Source organism: Actinomadura sp. 7K507, assembly GCF_004348425.1.
Taxonomy (GTDB): Bacteria; Actinomycetota; Actinomycetes; order Streptosporangiales; family Streptosporangiaceae; genus Spirillospora.
The window spans coordinates 39672-56170 of record NZ_SMKK01000015.1; the positions used below are offsets into that span (position 1 = coordinate 39672).

Consider the following 16499-nt stretch of genomic DNA (forward strand, 5'->3'; position numbering starts at 1 on the left):
GACGCGCCGGCGGCAGTCACCGCGCGGCATGGCGCCGCCCTCCCGTCCGCACAGCCAGCCACAGCACCCGAGAGGATCCGCTCTCCATGTCCAAGAGCGCCCGCAACAAGAACGCCCGCAGCAACACGCGCAACGGCAACGCACGCCCCAAGAACGCCCTCACCCAGTCGCAGGTGCCGTGGGGCACCATCGCCTTCTTCACCGTGATCGGCCTGGTGGCGTTCGTCGCCGTCGGCTACGCGTTCATGCAGTCCAGGTCGTCGTCCGCGGACGAATCGTCCATCGCCGGCCTGGTGACGAAGGACGACCTGAGCCGCGACCACGTCACCGGCAGCGTCGAGTACGAGACCGACCCGCCGATGGGCGGCGAGCACGACGGCGCCTGGCAGAACTGCAACGGCCGCGTCTACGACGCGCCGCTCCGCAACGAGAACGCCGTGCACTCCCTGGAGCACGGCGCCGTCTGGATCACCTACCGGCCCGGCCTCGACGCCGGCCAGGTCGAGGCGCTGAAGACCAAGGTCACCGGTGCCGACTACACGTTCATGAGCCCGTACCCGTCCCTGGACTCCCCGATCGTGCTCAGCGCATGGGGCAAGCAGGTCAAGCTCCAGGACGCGTCCGACCCGCGCGTGGACGAGTTCCTGCGCGCCTTCGTCAAGGGCCCGCAGACGCCGGAGCCCGGCGCGGCCTGTGACGGCGCGAAGGACGCCCCGTGAGCGACGAGACGCCCCGGGGACGGCGGATCACCGTCGTCCTCGCGGCCCTCGTCCTCCTCACCGGCGTCGTGCTGGTGGCGCTGACCATGTCCGGCTCGGACCGGCCGGGCGCGAACGACCCCGAACCCGGGTTCGCCCGCGACATGAGCACCCACCATGCCCAGGCGGTGCGGATGTCGTTCATCGTCAGGGACCGGACCGACGACCGCGACGTCCGGCTGCTGGCCTACGACATCATCAACACCCAGTCCGCCCAGATCGGCATGATGACCGCCTGGCTGGACGAATGGGGCCTGCCCAAGACCGATCCGGCCGGCCCCATGCGCTGGATGTCCGGGCACGCGGGGCACGGCGGCCAGGACGGCCGGGGGGCGGCCGCGATGCCCGGCATGGCCACCCGCGAGCAGCTCGCCGAGCTGGAGAAGGCGTCCGGCCGCGCCGCCGAGGTGATGTACCTGCGCCTGATGACCGCTCACCACCGCGGGGGCGTCGACATGGCGGAGGCGGTGATCGCCCTCACCGGCCACGACCGGGTGCGCCGGCTCGCCCGGACGATGGTGGACGGCCAGCAGTCGGAGATCACCCAGATGAACGCGATGCTCCGCGAGCGGGGCGCGCCCTCCGCCTGACGGTCCGCCTGACACTCCGGGCCCGGCGGGCGGGGGGCGACCTTCGCGATAGCGCTTGACACGGCGGCCGGATCGCGCGTCACTGACCACCATGGCTCAGAACCTCAGCGGCTACCACCGGGCCCTGGACCTCTTCGAGGGCCTGGTGGCCGGCGCTCCCCGGGACGGCTGGGACGCGCCGTCGCCCTGCGAGGGGTGGACCGCCAGGGACGTCGCCGGTCACGTGACCGGCGGGCAGTACCTGATCCTGGCGCTGGCGGGCGGGGAGCCCGAGCCCGACGTCGCCCGCGACCCGGCGCGCTTCGTCCCGGACGACGTCCTGATGGGCTGGCGGACGGCCCGCAAGGAGTGCGCCGCCGCACTCACCCCGGACACGCTGAGCCGCCCCATCCCGTTCGGCGGGCTGGGCGAGCTGCCGCTGGGCGACTACCTGGAGGGCTACATCCTGGAGCCGCTGGTGCACGCCTGGGACCTGGCGCGGGCGACGGGGCAGCCGTCCCGCCTCGACCCGGACCTCGTCCATCACGCGTTCGCGACCGCCCAGGTCGTCGCCGCGCCGCTGCGCGCCGCGGGCCATCTGGCCCCGCCCCTCCCGGCCCCGCGGGGGGCCGACGAGCAGACCCGGATGCTCGCCTTCCTCGGCAGGAACGTCCGCTAGGAGGACTCCGCGAGCGTCAGGAGAACTCCGCGAGGGTCCTCTCGGCCTCTTCGAGCCAGGCCCGGCGGGCGGTCAGGGCTTCCTCGGCTTCCTTGACGTCCTTCTCGCGGCCGGCGTCGCGGGCCTTGGCGAGGCGCTTCTCCAGCTGCTCGATGGAGGTGCGCAGCTGGGTGACGGTCGCCTCGGCGCGGGCGCGGGCCTCGGGGTTGGTGCGCCGCCACTCGTTCTCCTCGGCGGCGCGCACGGTCTCCTCGATCTTGCGGAGCCGGCCTTCGAGGCGGTCGCGCTGGTCGCGGGGGACCATGCCGGCGGCCTCCCAGCGCTCCTGGATGCCGCGCAGCGCCTGCCTGGCCTGCCGGGCGTCCCGGACGGGCAGCAGCCGCTCCGCCTCGGCGAGGATCTTCTCCTTCTCCTCGGCGTGCACGCGGAACTCCGCGTCGCGTTCGGCGAAAGCGGCGCTGCGGGCCTGGAAGAACGTGTCCTGGGCGCCCTTGAAGCGGGCCCAGAGGTCTTCCTCCGCGTCCCGGGCGGCGCGGCCGGCCATCTTCCAGCGGCGCATCAGGTCGCGGTAGGCGGCGGCCGTATCGCCCCAGTCGGTCGAACCGGACATCGACTCGGCCTCGGCGACCAGTCGCTCCTTCTCCTTGCGGGACTCCTCGCGCTGGTCGTCCAGGGTGGCGAAGTAGACCTTGCGGCGCTTGGTGAAGGCGTTGCGGGCGGCCGACAGCCGCTTCCACAGGGCGGTCTCGGTGGGCCGGTCGATGCGGTCGGCGGCCTTCCACTCCTCGACGAGCTGGCGCAGCCGCTCGCCGCCGTTCTTCCAGTGGGTCTCCTCGACCGCGATCCGCTCAGCCTCGGCGACGATCCGCTCCTTGATCTCGCGGGCCTCGTGGCGGTGCTGCTCGCGCTGGGCCTTGACCTCCTCGCGGCGCCGCCCGACCTGATCGGTCAGCTTGTCCAGGCGCCGCCCGAGGGCGTCGAGGTCGCCGACGGCGTGGGCCTCGGCGACGGCCTCGCGGAGCCGGTCGATGCTCTGCTGCGCCTGCGCCGGCTGCAGGTCGGTGGTGCGGACCCGCTGTTCGAGCAGGCCGATCTCGGTGACGAGCGCGTCGTACTTGCGCTTGAAGTAGGCCAGGGCCTCTTCGGGTGCGCCGGCCTGCCAGGATCCGACGACGCGCTCGCCCTCGGACGTCGTGACATACACGGTGCCGTCCTCGTCCACCCGGCCCCAGGGATCGGTCGCGCTGGACACCCTTGCCTCCTGAATCGCGGATCCGGATCTGCTCATGGCCACCGGACCCTCCACACCTTAGTATCCCGTTCGCCTATTTCCCGGCGATCGATACGTCCTGGATCGTGACCTTCTTCTTGGGTTTGCCGTCCTGCTTGGGCTCCGAGCCCGCCTTGGCGATCTCCTTCACCACGTCCAGTCCCTTGGTGATCTTCCCGAACACGGTGTAGTCGGGGGGCAGGTCCGAGTCCTCGTACACCAGGAAGAACTGGCTGCCGTTGGAGTCCGGGAGCTGGCTGTGCGCCATGGCGAGCGTGCCCGCGGTGTACTTCGCGCCCTCGGTGTTCTCGTTGGCGAACTGGTAGCCGGGCCCGCCGGCGCCCTCACCGGTGGGGTCGCCGCACTGCAGGACGTTGAGCCCGCCGCTGGTCAGCCGGTGGCAGTCGATCTTGTCGTAGAAGTTCTTCTCGGCCAGGAACGCGAACGAGTTGACGGTGCAGGGCGCCTTCTTGCCGTCCAGCTGCATGACGACGTCACCCCGGTTGGTCTCGACGGTCGCCTTCACCGTGCCCTTGTGGACCGGCTTGACGGGCGGGGTGCCGAGGTCCTCGGGGGCCCCCGGCGCCGACGCCTCCTTGTAGGCGCACTCCCCCGGCTTGGGCTGGGGGGCAGCGGACGCCTTCGCCGCGGCGTCGGACTCGTCGTCCTTGCCGGTGAACGCGACGATCGCGGCGCCGCCGACGACGATGGCCCCGACCGCGGCGGCCGAGCCTATGATCTTGAGCCGGCGCGCCTTCGCCGCCGCCTGAGCCCGCCGCTGCTCCTGGCGCTCGTAGCGCTGCCGCGCGAGCTGCTTCTTGCGGTCCTTCGCCGCCACGTGGCTGCTCCTCCGGTGTGATCAGGTGAACGTGCAGCGCATAGTAGCGGTACCCGGGAGTACACGCGTATCCGCTTTCAGGGAGCGCTCAGGGAGCCTCCGGCGCCCGGCCGGGCGACACGGCGACCGCCATCTCGTTCGCGGTGGCCGCGGCCGCGCCGGTACCCTCGGACAGGCCCACCCGAGATGGTTCTAAGGAAGGACGACCGTGCTCGTCGCCGGGTTCCCCGCTGGATCGTTCGCCGCGAACTGCTACGTCGTGGCGCCCGCCGCGGGCGAGGAATGCGTCATCATCGACCCCGGCCAGGACGCCGAGGGCGGGATCGAGGAGATCCTGCGCGAGCACCGGCTGAAGCCGGTCGCGGTGCTGCTGACGCACGGCCATCTCGATCACGTCTGGTCGGTGGCGCCGGTCTGCGGCGCCAAGGACGTCCCCGCCTACATCCACCCGGACGACCGTGACCTGCTCACCGACCCGGCGAAGGGACTGTCGCTGGGCGCCGGGCAGCAGATGTTCGGCGGCCTGGAGCTGTCCGAGCCGGACGAGGTGAAGGAACTGGCCGACGGGGCGGCGCTGGAGCTGGCCGGGCTGAGCTTCACCGTCGACCACGCGCCGGGCCATACGCCCGGGTCGGTGACGTTCCGGACGCCGGAGACGCGGGAACTCCCGGACGTGATGTTCACCGGGGACCTGCTGTTCGCCGGGTCGATCGGACGCACCGACCTGCCGGGCGGATCGTACGAGGAGATCCTCGCGAGCCTGTCCCGGGTGTGCCTCGGCATGCCCGACGAGACGGCCGTCCTGCCCGGCCACGGGACACAGACCACAATCGGCCGCGAGCGCGCCACGAATCCGTTCCTCTCGGAACTGACGCCGCCGGACGGCCCCAGCAAGGGATTCTGAGCCAAAAAGATCATGAGTTCGAGCTTCCGGGCCCCCAAGGGGGTCAGTGAATACGTCCCGCCGCGCGCGGACCTCTTCTATGCCATCCGGGAGGCGTTCGCCGAGCAGGCGCGGCTGGCCGGCTACGGCTACCTGGAGCTGGCCGTCTTCGAGGACACCAACCTGTTCAGGCGGGGCGTCGGCGAGTCCACCGACGTGGTGTCCAAGGAGATGTACACGTTCGAGGACCGCGGCGGCCGGTCGCTGACGCTGCGTCCCGAGTTCACCGCCTCGGTCCTGCGGTCGGTGCTGGAGAACAACCTCCACAAGGGCGCGCTGCCGGTGAAGGTGTGGACGACCGGGCCCGCGTTCCGCGCCGAACGTCCCCAGCAGGGCCGCTACCGGCAGTTCTACCAGCTCGACCTGGAGGCGATCGGCAGCGAGGACCCGCAGGTCGACGCGGAGACGATCGCGATCGCGTGGAACTGGTACCGCTCGCTCGGGCTGACCCGGGTGCGGCTGCTGCTGAACTCGCTCGGCTGCAAGGAGTGCCGTCCCGCCTACCGGGCCCTGCTGCAGGACTTCCTGCGCGGCCTGGACCTGGACGACGACACCCGCGCCCGCGTCGAGATCAACCCGCTGCGGGTCCTGGACGACAAGCGCCCGCAGGTCAGGGACCAGGTCGCGGGCGCGCCGCTGATGGCCGACCACCTGTGCCCGGCCTGCAAGGCCCACCACGACCGGGTCCGCGAGCTGCTCGCCGGCCTCGGCATCGGCTGGGAGGACACCCCCGCCCTCGTCCGCGGCCTGGACTACTACACCCGGACGACCTACGAGTTCGACCACCCGCTGCTCGGCGCCCAGTCCGGCATCGGCGGCGGTGGCCGCTACGACGGGCTGTCGGAGGACATCGGCGGCCCGCCGCTGCCCGGCATCGGGTTCGGGCTCGGCCTGGACCGCACCATCCTGGCGCTCGAAGCGGAGTCGCAGCAGGAGCAGGGCGCCGCGTTCGCCGTCCGGCCGCGCTGCGAGGCCTTCGGTGTCGCGCTCGGCGACGCCGCCGGGCGCCGCATGTTCACGCTCGTCGACGAGCTGCGCCGCGCCGGGATCGCCGCCGACATGGCGTTCGGCGGCAAGAAGCTGAAGGGCGCCATGAAGGACGCGGACCGCTCCGGTGCCCGCTACGCCGTGATCCTCGGGGAGCGAGATATCGCGGACGGCGTCGCCCAGGTCAAGGACCTGGCCGAGGGCGAGCAGGCGGCCGTCCCCCTCGCCGACATCATCACGACGTTGAAGGAAAGGCTCTCCAAATGATCCGCACGCACGAGGCGGGGACGCTCCGCAAGGAGCACGCCGGGCAGCAGGTCACGCTGGCCGGCTGGGTCGGCCGCCGCCGCGACCACGGCGGCGTCACGTTCATCGACCTGCGCGACGCGTCCGGGACCGCGCAGGTCGTGTTCCGGGAAGAGGACACCGCGCATGACCTGCGCGCGGAGTTCTGCGTGAAGGTCGTCGGGGAAGTCCGCGTCCGGCCGGAGGGCAACGAGAACCCCGAGCTGCCGACCGGGGACATCGAGGTCGCCGCCACCGACATCGAGGTGCTGTCGGACGCGGCGCCGCTGCCGTTCCCGATCGAGGGCGACGTCAACGTCAACGAGGAGATCCGGCTCAAGTACCGGTACCTGGACCTGCGCCGCGACGCCGTCGCGCGGGCCATGAAGGTCCGGTCCGAGGCGTCGTTCCTGACGCACGAGGTGATGCGCGAGCACGGCTTCGTCAACGTCGAGACCCCGACGCTGACCCGGTCGACGCCCGAGGGCGCGCGCGACTTCCTGGTCCCCGTCCGGCTCCAGCCGGGGCACTGGTACGCGCTGCCGCAGTCGCCGCAGCTGTTCAAGCAGCTGCTCATGGTCGGCGGGCTGGAGCGCTACTACCAGATCGCCCGCTGCTACCGGGACGAGGACTTCCGCGCCGACCGGCAGCCGGAGTTCACCCAGATCGACATCGAGATGTCGTTCGCCGACCAGGACGACGTCCTGGCGGTGTCCGAGGACCTCGTCTCCCGCCTCTGGAAGGAGATCGACGGGTACGAGATCCCCCTGCCGATCCCCCACATCACCTACGCCGACGCGATGGCCCGCTACGGCTCAGACAAACCCGACCTGCGGTTCGGCCTGGAACTGACCGAGATGACCGAGTACTTCGCCGGCACGTCGTTCCGCGTGTTCCAGGCCCCGTACGTCGGCGCGGTCGTCATGCCCGGCGGCGCGGCCCAGACCCGCAAGGAGCTGGACGGCTGGCAGGACTGGGCCAAGGCCCGCGGCGCCCGCGGCCTCGCGTACGTGCTCGTCCAGGAGGACGGGACGCTCGGCGGCCCCGTCGCCAAGAACCTGTCCGACCCCGAGAAGGAGGGGCTGGCCGCCGCGACCGGCGCCGGCATCGGCGACGCGATCTTCTTCGGCGCGGGCAAGCGGCACGCCACGCAGGAACTGCTCGGCGCCGCCCGGCTGGAGATCGGCCGCCGCCGCGAGCTGATCGACGAGAAGGCGTGGAAGTTCGTGTGGGTCGTCGACGCGCCGGTCTTCGAGCCGGTCGAGGACGCCAAGGGCGAGCACATCGGCTGGACGGCCGTGCACCACCCGTTCACCGCGCCGAAGCCGGAGTTCGCCGCGACCTTCCAGGACGACCCGGGCGGCGCCCTCGCCAACGCCTACGACCTCGTCCTGAACGGCACCGAGATCGGCGGCGGGTCCCTCCGTATCCACCGCGCGGAGATGCAGCAGCGGGTGTTCGACGTGCTCGGCATGTCGAAGGAGGACGCCGAGTCGAAGTTCGGTTTCCTGCTGGAGGCGTTCAAGTTCGGGCCGCCCCCGCACGGCGGCATCGCGTTCGGCTGGGACCGTATGGTGATGCTCCTGGCCGGGCAGGACTCGATCCGCGACGTGATCGCCTTCCCGAAGGCCGCGTCCGGCTACGACCCGCTGACGGCCGCACCGACGCCGATCACGCCGCAGCAGCGCGCGGAGGCAGGCGTCGACGTGGACCCCGGCGCCGAGGAAGAGCCCGCCGCGAGCTGAACCGGGACGGGTGGCGCCGCGCTCTTACCGCGCGGCGCCGCTGGTCGTGCGGTACACGTCGTACACGCCGTCGATGGAGCGGACGGCCTTCAGCACGTGGCCGAGGTGCTTCGGGTCGCCCATCTCGAACGTGAAGCGGCTGACGGCGACGCGGTCGCGGGTCGTGGTGACCGACGCCGACAGGATGTTGACGTGCTGGTCGGACAGCACGCGGGTCACGTCCGACAGCAGCCGGGGACGGTCGAGGGCCTCGACCTGGATGGCGACCAGGAAGACCGAGTCCTCGCCCGGGGACCATTTGACGTCGATCAGCCGGTCGGGCTGCGCCTTCAGGCTCTCGATGTTGGAGCAGTCGGCGCGGTGGACCGACACGCCGTGGCCGCGCGTCACGAACCCGACGATGTCGTCGCCCGGGACGGGGGTACAGCAGCGCGACAGCCGCACCCACACGTCGGGGTCGTCCGCGACGACGACGCCGGGGTCGCCCGCGGGACGGCTCCGCTTGCGGCGGGTCGGCAGCGCGATCTCGGCGAGGTCCTCTTCGGCGCTCTCCACCCCGCCGAGGGCGTCCACGAGACGCTGGACGACGTGCTGCGCGGACACCTGGCTCTCGCCGACGGCGGCGTACAGGGACGAGACGTCCGGGTAGCGCATGTCGCGGGCCAGGGCGAGCAGCGCCTCACCGGACATCATCCGCTGCAGCGGCATGTTCTGCTTGCGCATCGCGCGGGCGATGGCGTCCTTGCCGGACTCGATCGCCGTGTCGCGGCGTTCCTTGGAGAACCAGTGCTTGATCTTGTTGCGGGCGCGGGCGCTCTTGACGAAGCCGAGCCAGTCGCGGCTCGGGCCGGCGTCCTGCGACTTGGAGGTGAAGACCTCGACGGTGTCGCCGTTGTCGAGGGTCGATTCGAGCGGGACGAGTCGCCCGTTGACACGGGCGCCGATACATCGGTGCCCGACCTCGGTGTGGATCGCGTACGCGAAGTCGACGGGCGTCGCGCCCTGCGGCAGCGCGATCACGTCGCCCTTCGGGGTGAACACGAACACCTCGGAGACCGACAGGTCGAACCGCAGCGACTCCAGGAACTCCGCCGGGTCGGCGGTCTCCTTCTGCCAGTCGAGGAGCTGGCGGAGCCACTGCATGTCACCGGCCTTGCGGCCGCCGACCGTCTCCTCCTTGTACTTCCAGTGCGCGGCGACGCCGTACTCGGCGCGGCGGTGCATCCCCCAGGTGCGGATCTGCAGCTCGACGGGCTTGCCCTCGGAGCCGATCACCGTCGTGTGCAGCGACTGGTACATGTTGAACTTCGGCATCGCGATGTAGTCCTTGAACCGGCCGGGGACCGGGTTCCACCGCGCGTGGATCGACCCGAGGGCGGCGTAGCAGTCGCGGACGCTGTCGACGAGGACCCGGATGCCGACCAGGTCGTAGATGTCGTCGAAGCTGACGTCCCGCGCGATCATCTTCTGGTAGATCGAGTAGTAGTGCTTCGGCCGGCCGGTGACGGTGGCCTTGATCCGCGCCTCGCGCAGGTCGGTGGAGACGTGCTCGATCACGTCCTGCAGATGGACGTCGCGGCGCGGGGCGCGCTCGGACACCAGCCGGGCGATCTCGTCGAACCGCTTGGGGTACATCGTGGCGAACGCGAGGTCCTCCAGCTCCCACTTCAGCGTGTTCATCCCGAGGCGGTGCGCGAGCGGCGCGAACACCTCCAGGGTCTCGCGCGCCTTCTTCTCCTGCTTGTGCCGCGGCATGTAGCGCAGCGTGCGCATGTTGTGCAGCCGGTCGCCGAGCTTGATCACCAGGACGCGGATGTCGCGGGACATGGCCACGACCATCTTGCGGACCGTCTCGGCCTCGGCCGCCTCCCCGTACTTGACCTTGTCGAGCTTGGTGACGCCGTCGACCAGGGCGGCGATCTCGTCGCCGAAGTCGTCCCGGAGCTGGTCGAGCGTGTACGAGGTGTCCTCGACGGTGTCGTGCAGCAGCGCCGCGCAGAGCGTCTCGGTGTTCATGCCGAGCTCGGCGAGGATGGTGGCGACGGCGAGGGGATGCGTGATGTACGGGTCGCCGCTCTTGCGCTTCTGGTCGCGGTGATGGTGAGCGGCGACGTCGTAGGCGCGCTCGACGAGCCGGAGGTCCGCCTTGGGGTGGGTGTTGCGGACGGTCTTGATCAGTGGTTCTAGTACGGGGTTCATAGCGGAGCCGCGCTGGGCGCCCAGCCTGGCGAGCCTACGGCGCACCCGGGCGGCAGACGGTGGAATCGCGGCCGGCGTGGGCCTGGGCGGAACGTCGGGCTGGGACGGATCGACGGGCTCTCCGGCGGGCTGGGCCGGAGCCGCGGGATCCGCCGGAACGGCGGAATCGGACTCGCCGGCGCCCTCGATGGGCTGCTCGGGCGGCTGCTCGGAAGGCTGTTCAGGGGCCTGGTCGGCGGGCGCTTCGGGGGCCTGCCCGGTGGCGGCCCGGCCGGGGGGCGGCGGCCCGCCCCGTGCGGCGCGGCCCGGCGGCTCGGCGGACGCTCCGGCCGTCCGGACGGCCCGCTCCCCCGCGGTGTCCCGCGCCGGGCGGGTCTCGGCGGCCGTGGCGGCGTCGTTCACCGCGCCGGTCGATACCACCTCACCGGGCACCCAGCCTCCTTAGTCCATCGGGCGCACGTTCGCCGCGCCCTGCGGGTGCGCCCGTCCCCACCGGACCCTGATGTCGCCAGTGTATCCGGCGGCCATCCGGTCCTAGACGGTGACCAGCGAATGGACGTCCAGATTCCCCAGCTTGCCGCGTCCGTGCAGGAACGACAGTTCGAGGAGCACCGACAGGCCGACGACCTCCGCTCCGCTGCGGCGGACGAGTTCTGAGGCCGCCCTGGCCGTCCCGCCGGTGGCGAGGACGTCGTCGACGATCAGCACACGGTCACCGGGCTCGAGCGCGTCGCGGTGGATCTCGATCGTCTCGGTCCCGTACTCGAGATCATAGGTCTCCTCGTGCGTCCGCGACGGCAGCTTCCCCTTTTTGCGCACGGGGACGAACCCCGCGCCGAAGTGGTAGGCGACCGGCGCGGCGACGATGAACCCGCGGGCCTCGATGCCGACGATCTTGTCGATGGTGCCGCGGCCGTGGTGGTTGACGATCGCGTCCACCACGCCGGCGAACGCGACGTGGTCGGCCAGCAGGGGGGTGATGTCCTTGAAGACCACCCCGGGCTTGGGGTAGTCGTCCACGTCGCGGATCCGCTCCTGGATCAGCTTGCCGAGGTCCACGATGTGCTCTCCTGCCTGCCGCCGCGTCGGCCGACGCGGATGGGGGCCGATGGGAGGGCGGCAGACGAAGACGGCGACCGGCTCGTGCCGTCGCCGTTCTCGTCTCCCCCGCCCTCACCGCCGGGCCGGTGTTCTGGGCCGGTGTTCTGGCCCGGGACCGGAGCTGAAGGGGCCCTGAAAGGGGTCAGCTGTCGGACTTGTCCGCAGCCTTGACCTTCGTCCTCTTCGGCTTGGACTTGGGCTCCTCGGCCTCGGCGGTCTCCTCCGCCTCGGCGTCCTCGTCCTCGTCCGCGGCCTCGTCGTCGCCGGCGTCGTCCTTGGAGAGGTCGACGCGGTCGCCGTCCTCGTCGTCGTCCTCGTCGTCCTCGTCGTCGAGGTCCTCGGGCTCGTCGTCCTTGAGGACCTGCATGACGGCCTGCTTGACGAAGTGGACCTCGATGCCGTCCGCGATCTCCAGGAGAAGGCCGTCGTCGTCGACCTCCACCACGGTCGCCTTCATACCGCTGGTCGTCAGCACGCGCGCACCGGGCTCGATGGCGCTCTGCATCTGCATCTGCTCCTTGCGGCGCTTGCTCTGCGGCCGGATGAGCAGGAAGTAGAAGACCAGGGGAATGGCGAGAAGGAGAAGCAGGTTGAAGGCCCCGCTACCGCCGGACTCCGCCGCAATGATCATGTCGCCACCCATTACTGGGGCATCCTTCCGATGTGGTTAAGCCCAGCCTGGTGACCGGACCGGTGAAATGCAACGGGACCGCCGGCTGGAGCGGTGAATCAAGTCCCGGAGTCTAGAGAGTACGCCAGACCCCGGCAACGACGTGACGACCGGCGGCGCCCGGAAGTTCCCAACCCGTTATGGGACGATCACGATTCGGACGCCGCGTCCCCTCCTACGTCGAACAGCGTCCCCGCCATCGGCGCCGTCGGCGGCTGGGCGAGGCCCAGATGCGCCCACGCGGCGGCCGTGGCGATCCGCCCCCTCGGCGTCCTCGCCAGCAGGCCCTGCCGGACGAGGAACGGCTCCGCGACGACCTCCACGGTCTCGGGTTCCTCCCCCACCGACACGGCCAGCGTCGACAGCCCCACGGGGCCGCCGCCGAACTTGCGCATCAGCGACTCCAGTACGGCACGGTCGAGCCGGTCAAGGCCCCGTTCGTCCACCTCGTACAACGCGAGGGCGGCCCGCGCTGATTCCTGGGTGATGATCCCGTCGGCGCGCACCTCGGCGTAGTCGCGGACGCGGCGCAGCAGCCGGTTGGCGATACGGGGCGTGCCCCGGGAGCGGCCGGCGACCTCGGCGGCCGCCTCGTCGCCGATCTCCACGTCCAGGAGCGCCGCCGACCGCCGGACGATGATCTCCAGTTCGGCCGGCTCGTAGAAGTCCATGTGCGCGACGAACCCGAACCTGTCGCGCAGCGGGCCCGGCAGCATCCCCGCCCGGGTGGTGGCGCCGACCAGGGTGAAGGGCGCGACGTCCAGGGGGATCGCGGTCGCTCCCGGGCCCTTTCCGACGACGACGTCGACCCGGAAGTCCTCCATGGCCATGTAGAGCATCTCCTCGGCCGGGCGCGCCAGCCGGTGGATCTCGTCGAGGAACAGCACCTCGCCCTCGGCGAGCGTCGACAGCACGGCCGCGAGGTCGCCGGCCCGTTCGATGGCCGGACCGGAGGAGATCCGCAGCGGCTGCCCGAGCTCCGCCGCGATGATCATGGCGAGGGTGGTCTTGCCGAGGCCCGGCCCGCCCGACAGCAGCACGTGATCGGGTGTCCGGCCGCGCCGCAGCGCGCTCTGCAGCACCAGCGACAGCTGCTCGCGCACCCGTTCCTGCCCGACGAAGTCGTCCAGCTTCCTGGGCCGCAGCGCGGCCTCGATCCGCTGCTCCTCGGCCCCGTCCGCGTCCGGCGACACGAGCCGTTCGGGTTCGCTCATTTGCTCAGCTTCTTGAGCGCCGACTTCAGCAGGGCCGCCACCGGCGGCGTCTCGGCGCCGTCCAGGTCGGCGGCGACGGCGTCCACGGCCGCGTCGGCGTCCTTGGCGGACCAGCCCAGGTTGATCAGCCCCATCTGGACCTGCTCGCGCCACGGCTCGGCGCGGGCGGGCGCGCGGGAGCCGCCGGCCCCGTCCCCGACCGGGCCGCCGAGGCGGTCCCTGAGCTCCAGGACGATGCGCTGGGCGCCCTTCTTGCCGATGCCCGGGACCTTGGTGAGGGCCGTCAGGTCCTCCCCGGCCACCGCGTGGCGCAGCGCGTTGGGCGTGTGGACGGCGAGCATCGCCAGCGCCAGGCGGGGCCCGACGCCGCTCGCCGTCTGCAGCAGCTCGAAGACCGTGCGCTCGTCGTCGTCGGCGAACCCGAACAGGGTGAGGGAGTCCTCGCGGACGACGAGGGAGGTCGGCACCTTCGCCTCGTCGCCGACCCGGAGCCCGGCCAGGGTGGCGGGGCTGCACTGCACCGCGAAACCCACACCGTGCACGTCTATCACCGCGCCGTCGGGCCCGGCGGCGGCCACCCGGCCGCTGACGAAGGCGATCACTGGACGCTTCCTCCTCTGGTCCGGGCGGCGAGCCGCTCGCGTTCGGCCCTGGCCGCCTCCTCGATCCGCGACCGCTGGGCGTGAGCGAGCCGCTGCTGCGCTCCCCCGCGCCAGACGTGGCAGATGGCCAGCGCGAGCGCGTCGGCGGCGTCCGCGGGCCTGGGGGCCTCCTCCAGGGAAAGCAGCCGGGTCACCATCCTGCTCACCTGGGCCTTGTCGGCGCGCCCGTTCCCGGTGACGGCGGCCTTGGCCTCGCTCGGGGTGTGCAGCGCCACCGGGAGGCCCCGGCGGGCGGCCGCCAGCATCGCGACCCCGGCGGCCTGCGCGGTGCCCATCACGGTGCGGACGTTGTGCTGGGAGAACACGCGCTCGACGGCGACGGCGTCGGGACGGAACTCCTCCATCAGCGACTCGATCCCCGACTCGATGCCCAGCAGGCGCAGGGCGGCGTCCTCGTCGGGGGCGGTGCGCACGACGGACACGTGCACCAGGTGGAGCCGTTTGCCCGGGGAGCCCTCGACGACCCCCACCCCGCACCGGGTGAGCCCGGGGTCCACCCCCATCACCCGCAAGGCCACTCCTTCGATCACCTGTTCGGCCGCCAACGCTATCAATCCGGCGTCGTCTTCGTGGAGGGGTGCGGCGGGCGTGTTCCGAGGAGAATCCCGGCTGGGGAAGAAGCCCGGCTAGAAGAAGTCGAGGGAGAACGGCGCGGCCGCGAACGCGGACGACAGCGCCTCCGCGCCCGCCCTCGATCAGGCCGGCGCGGCGCAGGGTGGAGACCGGGACGCCCGCGTACAGGGCCGCCAGGCCGCGCGGCCCGAGCCGCACGGCGCCGGGGGTCTCCGGCGAGCGTTCCAGCCGTCCCTCACCGTCCTTGACCTCCAGCCGCCAGTGGCCCGAGTTCACCGGGCACTCCGGGTCGTCGATCAGCAGCGGAACCTCGGCGGCCGCGCCGGACGGGTACCCGCGGGCGCCCATCGCCGCGGACGCGTCGACCACCCGCAGCATCCACTGGGTCCGGTGGACGGTCTCGTACAGGCCGCGCTCGCGCGGTAGCCAGAACACCGGGTCCATCGGGGAGACGCACGCGCGGACGGTCTCGGCGGTCGACGAGCCCGACCCGACGACGGCCCACAGAGCCCGGAGCGTCCGCTCGGACGACGCGACGAGCCGCGTGACCTCCAGCCGGGTGTTGCCTCGCGCCCAGTGGTAGGAGAGGAACCCGTCCTCGGCGAGGTAGTCGTACACGTCGCGGCGCCCGAGCATGCCGCGCCACCTCGCCTCGGGCCATCCGACGGGACCGCTGTCGCGTGCCCGCGCGTGCACGCGGCCGATGACGGCGGCGACCTCCGCGGCGTCCTGCCGCCCGGCGCGGCGGACGGGCACCCGCTCGGCGGCGACCGTGCGCAGCGCCTCGGCCGGCATCTCGACGTGGTGCTGGGCGCCCGCGTGCTCCCAGCCGAGCGACCGGTAGAGCCGCGTCGTGGCGGGATACAGCATCGCGAGCGGGTGCCCGAACCCGGCGCACCGCCGCAGCAGGTCGGTCATCAGCCGGCGGCCGAGCCCCCGGCCGCGCTCCTCGGGCGCGACCGTGATCGCGCTGACGCCGGCCATCGAGACCGGCCGCCCGTGCCACCACTGCGTCATGTCGTGCAGGGCGCCCGTCGCGACGACCCGGTCGCCGTCGAAGCCGGCGAACCACCGCCCGGCCTCCCATGACGGACGGGAGGCCTCCGCGCGCCGCTCCCATTCCTCGTCGGGAACCGGCCCGAAGGCGCGTGCCCCGTTGTCGCGGACGGCGTACCTCTCGTCCCAGCCGAGCGCCCGGATCTCCATGATCCAGACCGTACGCCATGCGAGAACGCCGTAGCGCCGACGCCTCAGTCCAGGGCGGCCAGGACCTCGTCGGGGACGTCGAAGTTCGCGTAGACGTCCTGGACGTCGTCGGAGTCTTCCAGGGCGTCCAGGAGACGGAAGACCTTCTTGGCGTTGTCCTCTTCCAGGGGGACGGTGACGCTCGGGAGGAACTTGCTCTCGGCCGACTCGTAGTCGATCCCGGCGTCCACCAGGGCGGTGCGGACCGCGACCAGGTCGCCCGCCTCGCTGACCACCTCGAAGTTCTCCTCGTCGAGGTCGTTGACCTCCTCGGCCCCGGCCTCCAGGACGGCGAGCATCACGTCGTCCTCGCTGGTGCCCGCCTTGGGGACGATCACGACGCCTTTGCGGTTGAACATGTAGGAGACCGAGCCCGGGTCGGCCAGGGAGCCGCCGTTGCGGGTGAGCGCGACGCGGACCTCGGAGGCTGCGCGGTTGCGGTTGTCGGTCAGGCACTCGATGAGGACGGCGACACCGCCCGGGGCGTAGCCCTCGTAGGTGATGTTCTGCCAGTCGGCGCCCCCGGCCTCCTCACCGGCGCCGCGCTTGCGCGCGCGCTCGATGTTGTCGTTGGGGACGGAGTTCTTCTTCGCCTTGTAGATGGCGTCGTAGAGGGTCGGGTTGGCCTCCGGGTCACCGCCGCCGGTACGGGCCGCGACCTCGATGTTCTTGATCAGCTTGGCGAAGAGCTTGCCCCGCTTGGCGTCGAGGGCCGCCTTCTTGTGCTTGGTCGTCGCCCACTTGGAATGGCCGGACATCTG

17 protein-coding genes are annotated in these 16499 nt (G+C 71.7%); 8 read left to right on the plus strand and 9 right to left on the minus strand.

Annotated elements, in window-relative coordinates; translation table 11 throughout:
- Positions 1–86: 86 nt before the first annotated feature.
- From E1285_RS05760 to E1285_RS05770, 3 genes are all read left to right on the plus strand, one after another.
- Complete coding sequence (locus E1285_RS05760; RefSeq protein WP_132148805.1) at positions 87–719, plus strand: DUF3105 domain-containing protein; 633 nt, start codon at positions 87–89, stop codon at positions 717–719.
- Entirely contained in the window at positions 716–1348 is a 633-nt protein-coding gene (locus tag E1285_RS05765; protein WP_243722582.1) for a DUF305 domain-containing protein, read from the plus strand. Before E1285_RS05760 ends, E1285_RS05765 begins: the two co-directional genes overlap by 4 nt.
- 91 nt (positions 1349–1439) lie before the next feature.
- Complete coding sequence (locus tag E1285_RS05770) at positions 1440–2006, plus strand: TIGR03086 family metal-binding protein (protein WP_132148807.1); 567 nt, start codon at positions 1440–1442, stop codon at positions 2004–2006.
- 16 nt (positions 2007–2022) lie between these two features.
- On the opposite strand, the gene E1285_RS05775 is transcribed toward E1285_RS05770, so the two are convergent.
- Together E1285_RS05775 and E1285_RS05780 are read right to left on the minus strand one after the other, a co-directional pair.
- On the minus strand, positions 2023–3294 hold the full coding sequence (locus tag E1285_RS05775; RefSeq protein ID WP_132148809.1) for a DUF349 domain-containing protein: 1272 nt from the start codon (positions 3292–3294) through the stop codon (positions 2023–2025).
- Positions 3295–3331: 37 nt separating this feature from the next.
- Positions 3332–4114 (minus strand): peptidylprolyl isomerase, encoded by a 783-nt coding sequence (locus E1285_RS05780; RefSeq protein ID WP_132148811.1) that lies wholly within the window; start codon positions 4112–4114, stop codon positions 3332–3334.
- A gap of 208 nt (positions 4115–4322) precedes the next feature.
- Here E1285_RS05780 and E1285_RS05785 point away from each other — a divergent pair, with 208 nt between their 5' ends.
- Genes E1285_RS05785 through aspS form a run of 3 tightly spaced genes read left to right on the plus strand, consistent with a single transcriptional unit; the run spans position 4323 to position 8074 of the window.
- A complete protein-coding gene (locus E1285_RS05785; RefSeq protein WP_132148813.1) occupies positions 4323–5018 on the plus strand; it encodes an MBL fold metallo-hydrolase in 696 nt (231 codons plus the stop codon).
- A 12-nt stretch (positions 5019–5030) separates the two neighbouring features.
- Positions 5031–6311 (plus strand): histidine--tRNA ligase, encoded by a 1281-nt coding sequence (gene hisS, locus E1285_RS05790; protein ID WP_132148815.1) that lies wholly within the window; start codon positions 5031–5033, stop codon positions 6309–6311.
- On the plus strand, positions 6308–8074 hold the full coding sequence (gene aspS, locus E1285_RS05795) for an aspartate--tRNA ligase (RefSeq protein WP_132148817.1): 1767 nt from the start codon (positions 6308–6310) through the stop codon (positions 8072–8074). Before hisS ends, aspS begins: the two co-directional genes overlap by 4 nt.
- 24 nt (positions 8075–8098) lie before the next feature.
- Here aspS and E1285_RS05800 read toward each other — a convergent pair whose 3' ends face one another.
- From E1285_RS05800 to ruvC, 6 genes are all read right to left on the minus strand, one after another.
- Positions 8099–10273 carry a bifunctional (p)ppGpp synthetase/guanosine-3',5'-bis(diphosphate) 3'-pyrophosphohydrolase gene (locus tag E1285_RS05800; RefSeq protein ID WP_207946428.1) on the minus strand — a complete coding sequence of 725 codons (2175 nt, stop codon included), beginning with the start codon at positions 10271–10273 and terminating at the stop codon, positions 8099–8101.
- A 534-nt stretch (positions 10274–10807) separates the two neighbouring features.
- The gene (locus tag E1285_RS05805) at positions 10808–11332 is read right to left on the minus strand and encodes an adenine phosphoribosyltransferase (RefSeq protein ID WP_132148821.1); all 525 of its coding nucleotides are present in this window, start codon (positions 11330–11332) and stop codon (positions 10808–10810) included.
- Positions 11333–11516: 184 nt separating this feature from the next.
- The gene (yajC, locus tag E1285_RS05810) at positions 11517–12005 is read right to left on the minus strand and encodes a preprotein translocase subunit YajC (protein WP_132148823.1); all 489 of its coding nucleotides are present in this window, start codon (positions 12003–12005) and stop codon (positions 11517–11519) included.
- Positions 12006–12193: 188 nt separating this feature from the next.
- The gene (ruvB, locus tag E1285_RS05815) at positions 12194–13258 is read right to left on the minus strand and encodes a Holliday junction branch migration DNA helicase RuvB (RefSeq protein WP_132148825.1); all 1065 of its coding nucleotides are present in this window, start codon (positions 13256–13258) and stop codon (positions 12194–12196) included.
- Positions 13255–13860 carry a Holliday junction branch migration protein RuvA gene (gene ruvA, locus E1285_RS05820; RefSeq protein WP_132148861.1) on the minus strand — a complete coding sequence of 202 codons (606 nt, stop codon included), beginning with the start codon at positions 13858–13860 and terminating at the stop codon, positions 13255–13257. The genes ruvB and ruvA overlap by 4 nt, the downstream gene beginning before the upstream one ends.
- Positions 13857–14432, minus strand: coding sequence for a crossover junction endodeoxyribonuclease RuvC (ruvC, locus tag E1285_RS05825; RefSeq protein ID WP_132148859.1), 576 nt, complete (start codon positions 14430–14432; stop codon positions 13857–13859). Before ruvC ends, ruvA begins: the two co-directional genes overlap by 4 nt.
- Positions 14433–14737: 305 nt before the next feature.
- On the opposite strand from ruvC, the gene E1285_RS45345 reads away from it, so the two are divergent.
- Both E1285_RS45345 and E1285_RS47165 read left to right on the plus strand, forming a co-directional pair.
- On the plus strand, positions 14738–15076 hold the full coding sequence (locus E1285_RS45345; protein WP_165966471.1) for a hypothetical protein: 339 nt from the start codon (positions 14738–14740) through the stop codon (positions 15074–15076).
- A gap of 107 nt (positions 15077–15183) precedes the next feature.
- On the plus strand, positions 15184–15582 hold the full coding sequence (locus tag E1285_RS47165) for a hypothetical protein (protein WP_243722583.1): 399 nt from the start codon (positions 15184–15186) through the stop codon (positions 15580–15582).
- Positions 15583–15743: 161 nt separating this feature from the next.
- On the opposite strand, the gene E1285_RS05835 is transcribed toward E1285_RS47165, so the two are convergent.
- A complete protein-coding gene (locus E1285_RS05835) occupies positions 15744–16496 on the minus strand; it encodes a YebC/PmpR family DNA-binding transcriptional regulator (protein WP_131882123.1) in 753 nt (250 codons plus the stop codon).
- Positions 16497–16499: the final 3 nt, after the last annotated feature.

Bases quoted from the DNA above. Each gene is read 5' to 3' on its own strand.
- aspS (WP_132148817.1), top strand. From the start codon at position 6,308: ATGATCCGCACGCACGAGGCGGGGACGCTCCGCAAGGAGCACGCCGGG.
- E1285_RS05800 (WP_207946428.1), bottom strand. From the start codon at position 10,273: ATGAACCCCGTACTAGAACCACTGATCAAGACCGTCCGCAACACCCAC.
- E1285_RS05770 (WP_132148807.1), top strand. From the start codon at position 1,440: ATGGCTCAGAACCTCAGCGGCTACCACCGGGCCCTGGACCTCTTCGAG.
- E1285_RS05775 (WP_132148809.1), bottom strand. From the start codon at position 3,294: ATGAGCAGATCCGGATCCGCGATTCAGGAGGCAAGGGTGTCCAGCGCG.
- E1285_RS05760 (WP_132148805.1), top strand. From the start codon at position 87: ATGTCCAAGAGCGCCCGCAACAAGAACGCCCGCAGCAACACGCGCAAC.
- ruvB (WP_132148825.1), bottom strand. From the start codon at position 13,258: ATGAGCGAACCCGAACGGCTCGTGTCGCCGGACGCGGACGGGGCCGAG.
- yajC (WP_132148823.1), bottom strand. From the start codon at position 12,005: ATGATCATTGCGGCGGAGTCCGGCGGTAGCGGGGCCTTCAACCTGCTT.
- E1285_RS05835 (WP_131882123.1), bottom strand. From the start codon at position 16,496: ATGTCCGGCCATTCCAAGTGGGCGACGACCAAGCACAAGAAGGCGGCC.
- hisS (WP_132148815.1), top strand. From the start codon at position 5,031: ATGAGTTCGAGCTTCCGGGCCCCCAAGGGGGTCAGTGAATACGTCCCG.